Genomic DNA, 11,771 nt, shown 5'->3' with positions numbered 1-11,771 from the left:
AAGTTAAGCTCTACAGCGTCGATGGTACTGCACGGGGGACTGTGTGGAAGAGTAGAACGTTGCCAGGTAATTCAAGGCACTTAGTATAAAACTAAGTGCCTTTTTGTTATATTAAATTATAGTTAAATGGTAAAGGGCAACGTTATGCTCTTCCACTGGGAGAGGCAAAAGACATGTTATGTCTTTTGCGGGCAATTTAGCGAAGGTTAATCGAAGTATTAAGAATTGCCACGATGAACGTTGTAAGGTAGTATAAGGTACTTAGTGTAAAAGCTAAGTACTTTTTTGTTATATTAAATTATAGTTAAGTGATAAAGCAAGATTCTACTTGAATATTAATTAGAATGTAAAAACGTCATGACAAAAGAGAGGTTATATATTTTTCTGCTAATTTATCAAAAATTAATTGAAAGATTGAAATTAATTTTCGTAAATGTTATTAGATGGAATAAGCTTAGTGAAAATTTCTTTTGAAAATACAAGATTTAAAAATATTATAGAAAAATATAATAAAAAATATTATAAGAGCATATAACTTTAAATAATATAGTATCAAATTAAAGATAAAAAATAATGCAATATTTCCTAAAAAATAGACAAAAAAGAGAAAATAACACCCTAAAAACAACAAAAAGCAACAATAAAAACAGTTATATATAAAGTTATAAGTGGATTTATTAGATTAAATGTCGCTTAAAAGAAGTTGAAGAGTATAAATGCTTGATGGTAGAATTATAAAATAAAGGATAAGATTTGATATAAAAGTAATTTACGTCAGTATAAATATGAGGGAGGATTTACATGAGAGGAGAAAATGGAGCAGCTGTTAAGAAAAGTGGTACTAAGAAGACAATCGAAGATGTTAGAACAGTTAATAAAAAAATAAATAGTAAAAGTTTAGATAATGATAAAGTAAGTAAGTCTACAAGAAAAAAGGTGAAATGTGAGTTAACACCTGAAAACATTAATTTATTTCATGAAGGAAAACATTATGAAGCATATGGCTTTATGGGTGCACATCATGTTTCAGAAAAAAGAAAAAAAGGGGTAAGATTTACAACTTGGGCTCCAAGAGCAAAGAAGGTATATGTAGTAGGAGATTTTTCAGATTTTGAAATAAAAGATGAATATAAAATGGAAAAGGTATCAGATGAAGGCTTATGGAGTATATTTATAGAGGGAATAAATGCAGGAGAGAAATACAAATATGCAATAGAAAATATATATGGACACTATAATTTAAAAGCTGATCCATATGCATTTCAATCAGAAAAAAGGCCTGATACTGCATCAATTGTTAGTGAAGCAGATAAATATAAATGGAATGATAGAAGTTGGATGATGAAAAGAAAAAGATTTAATATGTATGAGAGTCCAATAAATATCTATGAAATGCATTTAGGATCATGGAAAACTAAAAACAAAGAATTTTTAACATATAAAGAAATTGCTGCAGAGTTGCCAAAGTACTTAACAGACATGGGCTACACACATGTAGAAATTTTACCGATTATTGAGCATCCATTAGATGCATCTTGGGGATATCAAGGTGTAGGTTATTATTCAGTTACTAGCAGATATGGATCAGCGAATGATTTCAAATATTTAGTTGATGAACTTCATAAAGCTGGTATTGGAGTAATATTAGATTGGGTACCAAGTCATTTTTGTAAAGATGCTCATGGATTATATATGTTTGATGGAACTCCAACTTATGAATATGATGAAGAGTGGAAAAGAGATAATAAGGGCTGGGGAACTTTTAATTTTGATTTAGGAAAACCTGAAGTTAAGAGTTTTTTAATTTCTAATTTATTCTTTTGGATAAGAGAATTTCATATAGATGGTATTAGAAATGATGCAGTATCAAATATGCTTTATCTTAGCTATGGTAGGGAAAATGATGAATGGCATCCTAATATTTATGGTGAGAATGGAAATTTAGAAGCTATGCAATTTATAAAAGAGTATAATACTGCGATTCACAAAGAATTTCCAACTGTAATGACAATTGCAGAAGAGTCTACAGCATGGCCTAAAATATCAAAGCCTGTTGAAGATGGTGGATTAGGATTTAATTTTAAGTGGAATATGGGATGGATGAATGATACTTTAACATATATTAAGGAAGACCCGTTGTATAGAAAATATCATCATAATAAGATGACTTTTTCTATGGCCTATAATTACTCAGAGAATTTTATTTTATCTATATCTCATGATGAAGTTGTACATGGTAAAGGTTCTTTAGTTAATAAGATGTGGGGAGACTACTGGAATAAGTTTGCTGGGCTTAGACTTTACTTAGCTCATATGATGGGACATCCAGGGAAAAAGTTAATGTTCATGGGTTCAGAATATGGTCAATTTACAGAATGGCATGAGTATGAAGAGTTACAATGGAACTTAACTGAAGAGAACGATATGCATAAAAAGACACAATTATTCTTTAAAGATATGAATCATTATTATAAAGACAATAAAGCATTATGGGAGAATGATTATGAACCAGAGGGATATGAATGGATTGATGCAGATAATTGTGATGAAAGCATATTCTCTTTTATTAGACACGATAAAAAGAATAATGAATCTTTGGTATTTGTGTGCAATTATACACCTGTAGTTAGATATGATTTCAGAATAGGGGTTCCAAAATTAGGAGAGTATGTGGAAGATTTTAATACAGATAACGAAATATACGGAGGATCAGGACAAGTTATTGATGATGTATTGTTAGCAGAAGAAATTCCTTATAACAATCAACCATATTCTGTGAAAATAAAAGTTCCACCAATGGCAGCTATTGTTTTAAAAGTTATGAATAATAAATCTAAATAGGGAGTGTGAATAGATGAAAGTATTGTTTGCAGCATCAGAAGCGCATCCGTTTATTAAGACTGGTGGTTTAGGAGATGTAATGGGAGCATTACCTCAATCCTTAACTGAACTAGGTGTAGAAGCTAGGGTAGTAATACCAAAGTATAAGAATATAAAGGATGAACTAAAGCAAAATTTACAATTTATAAAGTGGTTTACAGTTCCTGTAGGATGGAGAAATCAGTATTGTGGTGTTTTTCAATATAAATATAAAGATGTTGTATATTATTTCATAGATAATGAATATTACTTTAATAGAGATGGGTTATATGGATATTATGATGATGGCGAAAGGTTTGCATTTTTTAATAGAGCAGTTTTAGAATTTATTAAAGAAATAGATTGGAAGCCGGATATAATCAATTGTAATGATTGGCAAACAGGTATGGTACCAGTACTATTAAATTTAGAGTATAAAAATAACGAGTTTTACTCAAATATGAAAACTGTATTTTCAATTCATAATTTATTGTTTAAGGGTAGCTTTGTACCTAATGTTTTACCTGAGCTATTTGGATATGACTATATGCCGTTAACTAATGGTAGTGTTGAATTAAATGGATCAGTTAGCTTTTTAAAAGGCGGAATAAATTATTCTGATCAAATTACTACTGTAAGTAATACTTATGCAGAAGAAATAAAGACACAACAATATGGAGAAGGGCTTGATGGATTACTAAGATGTAAAAGTGATTTCTTAAAGGGAATAGTAAATGGGATAGATTATGAAGAATTTGATCCTGAGAAGGATAATCTTATATTTAAGAATTTTACTTGGGATTCAATATCAGATAAGGTTGAAAATAAGTTATCTCTTCAAAAAGAACTAGGATTACCACAAAGGGCAGAGACTCCTATGATTGGTTTAATATCTAGATTAACTCATCAAAAGGGATGTGACTTAATAGTAAGCATAATTGATAGGCTTCTTCAAAAAGATATACAATTTGTTGTTCTAGGAACAGGAGATTACTGGTATGAAGAAACATTTAAGAATCTACAATATAGGTATCCAGATAAAGTTTCAGCAAATATAAAATTTGATAATTCATTAGCTCATAAAATATATGCTGCAACAGATATGTTCTTAATGCCTTCATTATTTGAGCCTTGTGGATTAGGACAATTAATTGCTTTAAGATATGGTTCAATACCAATTGTAAGAGAAACAGGAGGATTAAAAGATACAATTTCTCCTTATAATAAGTACACTGGAATAGGTAATGGCTTTGGATTTAAAAACTTTAATTCAAATGAATTAATGCAAATAATAGAATATGCATTAACAATCTACGACGATAAAGATGCTTGGAATAACATAATCAGACAAGCTATGGATTCAGATAACAGTTGGGAAAAATCAGCTATGCAATATAAATTGTTATATGAAGATGTAGTCAAGAGACCTTAATGGATACAAGCTATTAGGAGGTAGATATATGCTATCAATTGATAAGAATTCATTTAAAAGAGATTATAACAATAAATTCGTTCAATTACACGGAAAGGAATTAAAAGAAGGAAATAATCAACAAAAATATGAAGCATTGGGGAGTTTGGTTAGGGACTATGTAATTAGTACTTGGATGGATACTAATAATAGATACAATCAAACTGGAGAAAAACAAGTATACTATTTCTCAATGGAATTCTTATTAGGAAGGCTATTAGGTGATTTTCTTTTAAATTTGGGAATAAGGGATATCTGCAGAGAAGCCTTAAGCGAATTAGATATTGACTTAGAAGAAATTGAAAATTTAGAACACGACCAAGGCTTAGGAAATGGAGGACTTGGAAGATTAGCAGCTTGTTTCTTAGATTCAATGGCATCTTTAAATATTGCTGGACATGGTTGTGGAATAAGATATAAATATGGATTTTTTGAGCAAAAAATTGTGGATTGTCAACAAGTAGAAGCATCTGATAACTGGTTAAGAGAAGGTAATGTATGGGAGATAAAAAAGCAAGATAAAGCTGAAATTGTTAAGTTTGGTGGAAGTATAATTTCCGATTACGTTAATGGAAAACTTACTTTTACACATGTTAATTATGAGCCTGTATTGGCAGTACCTTATGATACTCCTATAGTTGGATATGAAAATGAGGTTGTAAATACCTTAAGATTATGGAGTGCAGAGCCAGTATCAAATGAATTTGATTTTTCATCTTTTAGCAGAGGTGATTTTTTAAAGGCAATTTCATATAAAAATTCAGTAGAGGCAATTTCATTAGTTTTATATCCTGAAGATTCTTTCTATGAAGGAAAGATGCTTAGGTTAAAACAACAATACTTCTTTGTCTCAGCAGGAATACAAAGTATAGTAAGACATTATAAGAAGCATAAGGGAGATATAAAATTATTAGATGAGAAAATAGCAATTCATATTAATGATACTCATCCAACATTGGCAATTCCTGAGTTAATGAGAATATTATTAGATGAGGAAGGGCTATCATGGGAAAATGCTTGGAGAATAACTCAAAATACTATTTCGTATACTAATCATACAATTTTGGCTGAGGCTTTAGAAAAGTGGCCAGTAGATATGTTTAAGAGTTTACTGCCAAGAATTTATATGATTATAGAAGAAATAAACAGAAGATACTGTGAAGAATTATGGAATAAGTATTTAGGGCAATGGGATAAGATATCAAGAATGGCTATTATAGGAGATGGATATGTAAGGATGGCTAATTTAGCCATAGTAGGTAGCCATAGTGTAAATGGAGTTGCAAAGCTTCATACCGAAATATTAAAAAAGAGAGAAATGTCAGATTTCTATTATTTATATCCATCTAAATTTAATAATAAAACAAATGGTATTACACATAGAAGATGGTTAATAAGATCTAATCCTAAATTAACTAAGCTTTTGGTAGATACAATTGGAGATAGCTTTATAAAACATCCTACTGATTTAGAAAACTTTAAAAATTATTTAGATGATCCAGGCGTATTAGAAAAGCTTGGACAGATAAAGAAAGATAATAAGGAAAGATTAGCACAAGAAATTTATAAATCAAATGGAATAGTTATTGATACTAATTCAATTTTTGATGTTCAAATTAAAAGAATACATGCATATAAAAGACAAACATTAAATTGTTTAAGAATAATGGATCTTTACAATAAATTAATTGAAAATCCTAATTTAGATATAATACCAAGAACTTTTATATTTGCAGGAAAGGCAGCACCAGGATATTATTTAGCAAAGAATATAATTGAATTAATATGCAGAGTAGCTGAAACTGTAAATAATGATCCACGAGTAAATGATAAAATTAAAGTAGTAATGCTTGAAAACTATCAAGTATCTTTAGCAGAGAAAATAATACCAGCAACAGATTTAAGTGAACAAATATCAACTACTACTAAGGAGGCTTCTGGTACATCTAATATGAAGTTTATGATGAATGGTGCTATTACAATAGCAACTTTAGATGGAGCTAATATAGAAATTAAAGATGAGGTTGGAGAAGATAATATCGTTATTTTCGGATTAAATGCTGAAGAGGTACTAAATTATCATAAACAAGGTGGATACTCATCATGGGATGTTTGTAACAATGATCCAAGATTACAAAGAGTAACTAACGATTTAATTAATGGTAAATATTGTAGTGATAAAGATAGATTTAGAACAATATATGAGAATTTATTAACATATAATGATGAGTTCTTTGTATTGAAAGATTTTGATGCTTATTTAGCAGCACAAGATAAGGTTAATAAACTTTATATGAATAAAGAAAAATGGCAAAGGATGTGTGGTGTTAATATAGCACATTCAGGTATCTTTTCATCAGATAGAACTATTCAGGAATATGCAACTGGTATATGGGGATCTACTGTAATATATAAAAATTTATAGGAGGAATGTGAATTTGGATGATATACAAATTTTCCATGATTCGCATAATATTCAGTTAAGAAATCCATTTGGAGCAGTTACTATAGGAACTAAAGTGCGAATTAGAATATGGACTAGTAAAAAGTGTTCAGTTTATATTAATTTGATTAATTTTTATAATAATCAAGTAGAAGTTCAAATGAATGAAATAGGATGGAATGGATACGTAAATAGTTGGGTTTATGAAAATGAAATAGATACTAGCAACTGCTTTGGATTGATATATTACTATTTTAGGGTAAATTATTGTGGTAGAAATATTTTATATGGCAATAATATAGAATCTTTAGGTGGAGAAGGACAAACGTACTTTAATGATCCTAAAAGTTATCAAATAACTATATACTCTAATGAGAAAGTTCCTAACTGGTATAAGAAAGGGATTATATATCAGATATTTGTAGATAGGTTTTTCAATGGGAATAAAGAAGGAAAAGTATTAAATCCTAAAAAAAATACTTTTATATATGGAAAATGGGATGATGATCCAATGTATATAAAAGATGAACAAGGAAATATAGTTAGATGGGATTTCTATGGTGGAAATCTTTTAGGCGTAAAGAAAAAATTAAAGTATATAAAATCATTAGGAGTAAGTACAATATATCTTAATCCAATATTTGATTCACCAAGCTGTCATAAATATGATACTGGAGATTATGAAAAAATAGATCCAATGTTTGGAGATGAAGAAATATTTAAGGAACTATGTAGTGAAGCTGAAGATTTAGGAATGAGAATCATATTAGATGGGGTTTTTAGTCATACGGGAAGTGATAGTAAGTATTTTAATAAGTTTGGGAATTATAATTCTTTAGGAGCCTATCAATCTTTGGAGTCACCATATTACCGATGGTATAGATTTAATGATTATCCAAAGTTATATGAAGCATGGTGGGGATTTTCTAACATGCCTAATGTTGATGAATTAAATCCAAGTTATTTAGATTATATAATTAGAAATAATAATTCAATAATAGAAAAATGGTTAAAGCTTGGAGCAAGTGGGTGGAGATTAGATGTTGCCGATGAATTACCGGATGAATTTATTAAAATTTTAAAGAAAAAGCTTAAAGAAGTAAAAGCTGAAGGGGTATTGATCGGCGAGGTATGGGAGGATGCATCTAATAAATACAGTTATAATAGAAGAAGAGAATATTTATTTGGAAGTGAACTAGATTCAGTTACAAACTATCCTTTAAGACAAATAATTTTAGATTTAGTTAGAAATTATATTGGAAATAGATATTTTATTAAAAAATATATGTCTCTTAAGGAAAACTATCCAAAGGAATATTTTTATTCAACTATGAATATTTTAGGAAATCATGATACTGAAAGAGTATTAACTATTTTAAATAATAATATTAGCTTATTAAAATTAGCAGTAGTTATTCAAATGACATTGCCAGGTGTTCCACTAATATATTATGGAGATGAAGCTGGTCTGACTGGAGGTAAAGATCCATATAATAGAAAGGCATATCCTTGGGGAAAGGAAAACAAGGATATCTTAAATTTCTATACTAAGATATCTAATATCAGGGCTAGTGAAGAGGCATTGAAGAGCGGAGAAATAAAGTTCTTAGATTTTAATAACGAAGTTTTAGGATATGAAAGGCTAATAGGAAATGAAAAGATAGTGGTTGTAGTTAATACTATGGAAAAGAAAGAGAATATTTCATTATATGATGTTAATGATGGAAATACCGTTATTGATTTAATGAGTAATGATAAAAGGTATGAAGTAAAAAATAGTCAAATTGAGATAGAGTTAAAATCTCATGAATATAAAATTTTAAAGATTTTATAGAAAAAATAAGGCACTTTTCTATAAATAAAGTGCCTTATTAAAAAGAACTATTCCATAATTTTTAAATAATGAGTAAATTTTACAAAGTTTAATATAGATTTTAATTTTAAATGCTTTTAAAAAAGCTGTTTAGTAATAGATTAATTAATATAAATGCATTAAATAATAATATTATATAGCCAAAATAATAAATTTAACATAAATAAGAAAATGTAATTTAATAGTGTAATAAGTTTATTGCGGCATATTAAATTAAGAGGGGATGGGGATAATAGTGAGAAAAAAAGAAATGGTTGCTATGATATTAGCAGGCGGACAAGGATCAAGATTAGGTGTATTAACAAAAAAATTAGCTAAGCCAGCAGTACCTTATGGAGGAAAGTATAGAATAATAGATTTTCCATTAAGTAATTGCTCAAATTCAGGAATTTATTCTGTTGGAGTTTTAACACAATATAAACCTTTAGAATTAAATGCGCATATTGGAATAGGTACTCCATGGGATTTAGACAGAAGAGATGGAGGAGTAAGTATATTACCACCATATCAAGAAGAAAAGGGAGGTAACTGGTATAAGGGAACAGCTAATGCCATTTATCAAAATATTGAATTTGTTGATAGATATGATCCAGAATATGTATTAATTTTATCAGGAGACCATATATATAAGATGGACTATGATAAAATGCTTCAATTCCATAAGGAAAAAAATGCTGAAGCAACAATTGCTGTAATAGAAGTTCCTATGGAAGAGGCTTGTAGATTTGGAATAATGAATACTAATGATGATTTATCAATATATGAATTTGAAGAAAAGCCAGCTAACCCAAAAAGTAACATGGCTTCAATGGGAGTTTATATATTTAACTGGAAAGTCTTAAGACAAGCTTTAAAAGAAGATGAGAAGGATAAAGAATCAAGCAATGATTTTGGGAAGAACATAATTCCTAAAATGTTAGACGAAGGTAGAAAATTAGTTGCATATCCATTCAAAGGATATTGGAAGGATGTAGGTACAATTAGTAGCCTTTGGGAAGCAAATATGGACTTATTAAAAAGAGAAAGTGGATTAAATCTTTATGAAGATGATTGGAAGATTTATTCTGTAAGCCCTGTAAGACCGGCTCAGTATATAGGAAAAGATGCTAATGTTAAAAATTCATTAGTTGTTGAGGGATGCACAGTTCATGGTACGGTAGAAAATTCAGTATTATTTGAAGGTGTGTATGTTGGTAAGAATACTGTTATTAAGGATTCTGTAATTATGACAGATGCTAAGATAGGTGATAATGTAGTTATTAATAAAGCCATAATCGGTGGAGAAGCAAAAATAAGAAAAGATTGTAAAATAGGAAATGGTGAAAAAATATCTGTTATAGCATCTAAAGAAGATATTAAAAGCGGTAGTGTAATAGAAGCAATGGAAGTTTAAGATAGAAGAGGAGATGAGAAGATGAATAACTGTATTGGTATAATTAATTTAGATGAAAATGAACAAAAAACAACGGAGCTGACAAGACATAGACCGTTAGCGTCTTTGCCTATAGCAGGTAGATACAGAGTAGTAGATTTTATTTTATCCAATATGACTAATTCAGGAATTGAAGCAATAGGTATTTTTACAAAAAATAAATCAAGATCATTAATGGATCATTTAACAAATGGAAAGCCATGGGATATATATCGTAAAAAAGATGGATTAAAGGTATTTAATTTTAGTGATGAAGATCCTGTACATGATGATGTTCATAATTTTTTAGATAATATTGATTATTTTGATCATAGTAAAAAAGAATATACATTAATTTGTTCGTCATATATGGTTTGTAACTTAGACTATAACGAATTAATTAAATATCATATTGAGCAAGGAAATGATGTAACTACTGTTTACAAAAATGTTAAACATGTAGAAGATAATTTTATAGATTGCCAAGTATTAAACCTTGATGAAAATTCAAGAGTTATTGGAGTTGGCGAAAATGTTGGATTAAAAAACAGTGCTAATATAAATATGGAAATGTATATAATGAAGACTGATCTTTTTATAGACATGATATACGAATGCATTAGAGGCGGAAGATATAAGAAGATTAAGAACTACATTAATGGAAATATAGATAAATTAAAAGTTGGAGCATATGAATTTAAAGGATATTTAGCTTGTATAAATTCAATAAATGCATATTTTAATGCAAATATGGATTTCTTAAATGAAAAAGTAAATAAGGAATTATTCTATAGTCATTTCCCAATTTATACAAAGCCAAAGGATGCTTGTCCAACGCAATATACTACTACAAGTAATGTAAGCAACTCTATAATTGCAAATGGTTCTTATATTGAAGGTGAAGTTAAGAATTGTGTTATAGGAAGAAATGTTTATATTGGAAAAGGTAGTGTAATAGAAAATTGTGTAATTCTTCAAAATACAGTTATAGGAAGTAATGTAATGATGAATCATGCAATTACTGATAAGGGAACATTAATTGATGATAGTGAAGAAGTAAAAGGTTTAAGAGAAAATCCAGTTGTCATTCCTAAGAAAAGAGTAGTTTAATGTAAGTCTAAAGAAGAGCATAAAAGTATAACTTTTATGCTCTTCTTTCATTTTTCTAGTTAAGAAATTTATTTATTAAAATATTCAGTAAAAAATTTAAAAGTAATAATATAATTACAATTCTAAATTCTTAAATAAAAGTAAGTGAGTAAATGAAAAAATATACTTGTGGATAATGTTAGTTATGTTAATAAAGACATAATATAATGTATATAATATTGTGGATAATGTGTGTTAAGTGGATAACTTTATATAAAATTTATAACACTGCTCCTAGTGTATCAATATAAGTAAAAGTGAGAATTTTAATAAAAAATTAAGAAAATCAAATATAAATTTAAAATATAGTACATTTTGAAAAAATTTAATTAAATTTAGGGTGATATCATAAGTCTTGTCCTGAGGGGCGCAAGTAATTCCAACGAATGAAAGCAAATTTTTATTAACACAAACAACAAGAAAAAATGTTGAAAAAAATGTGTTGACAGAAAAGTTTCTCAGTGATAAGATAAGGAAGTCGCTTCGGTGCGACGGAGTAAATGGTCTTTGAAAATTGAACAGAATATAGTTAAAGTAAACCAGCAATTCTTTTGAGAGTCTTAAA

The 11,771-nt window shown here is 28.7% G+C and carries 6 protein-coding genes; all 6 read left to right on the top strand.

Going from position 1 to position 11,771, the window contains the following annotated elements; all coding sequences use genetic code 11:
- Positions 1 to 801: 801 nt before the first annotated feature.
- On the top strand, positions 802 to 2,841 hold the full coding sequence (gene glgB / locus ABUA17_RS17840) for a 1,4-alpha-glucan branching protein GlgB (RefSeq protein ID WP_082423950.1): 2,040 nt from the start codon (positions 802 to 804) through the stop codon (positions 2,839 to 2,841).
- Positions 2,842 to 2,854: 13 nt separating this feature from the next.
- Positions 2,855 to 4,291, top strand: coding sequence for a glycogen synthase GlgA (gene glgA, locus ABUA17_RS17835; RefSeq protein WP_042402614.1), 1,437 nt, complete (start codon positions 2,855 to 2,857; stop codon positions 4,289 to 4,291).
- Between the two features lie 28 nt (positions 4,292 to 4,319).
- On the top strand, positions 4,320 to 6,755 hold the full coding sequence (locus ABUA17_RS17830; protein WP_042402608.1) for a glycogen/starch/alpha-glucan phosphorylase: 2,436 nt from the start codon (positions 4,320 to 4,322) through the stop codon (positions 6,753 to 6,755).
- Positions 6,756 to 6,768: 13 nt separating this feature from the next.
- On the top strand, positions 6,769 to 8,607 hold the full coding sequence (locus tag ABUA17_RS17825; protein ID WP_055292416.1) for a glycoside hydrolase family 13 protein: 1,839 nt from the start codon (positions 6,769 to 6,771) through the stop codon (positions 8,605 to 8,607).
- A gap of 274 nt (positions 8,608 to 8,881) precedes the next feature.
- Positions 8,882 to 10,039, top strand: a complete 1,158-nt coding sequence (locus ABUA17_RS17820) for a glucose-1-phosphate adenylyltransferase (RefSeq protein WP_042402602.1) — start codon at positions 8,882 to 8,884, stop codon at positions 10,037 to 10,039.
- Positions 10,040 to 10,060: 21 nt separating this feature from the next.
- The gene (gene glgD, locus ABUA17_RS17815) at positions 10,061 to 11,167 is read left to right on the top strand and encodes a glucose-1-phosphate adenylyltransferase subunit GlgD (protein WP_042402599.1); all 1,107 of its coding nucleotides are present in this window, start codon (positions 10,061 to 10,063) and stop codon (positions 11,165 to 11,167) included.
- Positions 11,168 to 11,771: the final 604 nt, after the last annotated feature.

Origin of the sequence: Clostridium sp. RTP31139st1_H3_RTP31139_211217 (assembly GCF_040227035.1) — a bacterium.
GTDB classification, from domain to species: domain Bacteria; phylum Bacillota; class Clostridia; order Clostridiales; family Clostridiaceae; genus Clostridium; species Clostridium saudiense.
Note: the sequence above shows the minus strand (reverse complement) of the source record. Positions and strands in the feature narration are given on the sequence as shown.

Bases quoted from the DNA above. Each gene is read 5' to 3' on its own strand.
- glgB (WP_082423950.1), top strand. From the start codon at position 802: ATGAGAGGAGAAAATGGAGCAGCTGTTAAGAAAAGTGGTACTAAGAAG.
- glgA (WP_042402614.1), top strand. From the start codon at position 2,855: ATGAAAGTATTGTTTGCAGCATCAGAAGCGCATCCGTTTATTAAGACT.
- ABUA17_RS17830 (WP_042402608.1), top strand. From the start codon at position 4,320: ATGCTATCAATTGATAAGAATTCATTTAAAAGAGATTATAACAATAAA.
- glgD (WP_042402599.1), top strand. From the start codon at position 10,061: ATGAATAACTGTATTGGTATAATTAATTTAGATGAAAATGAACAAAAA.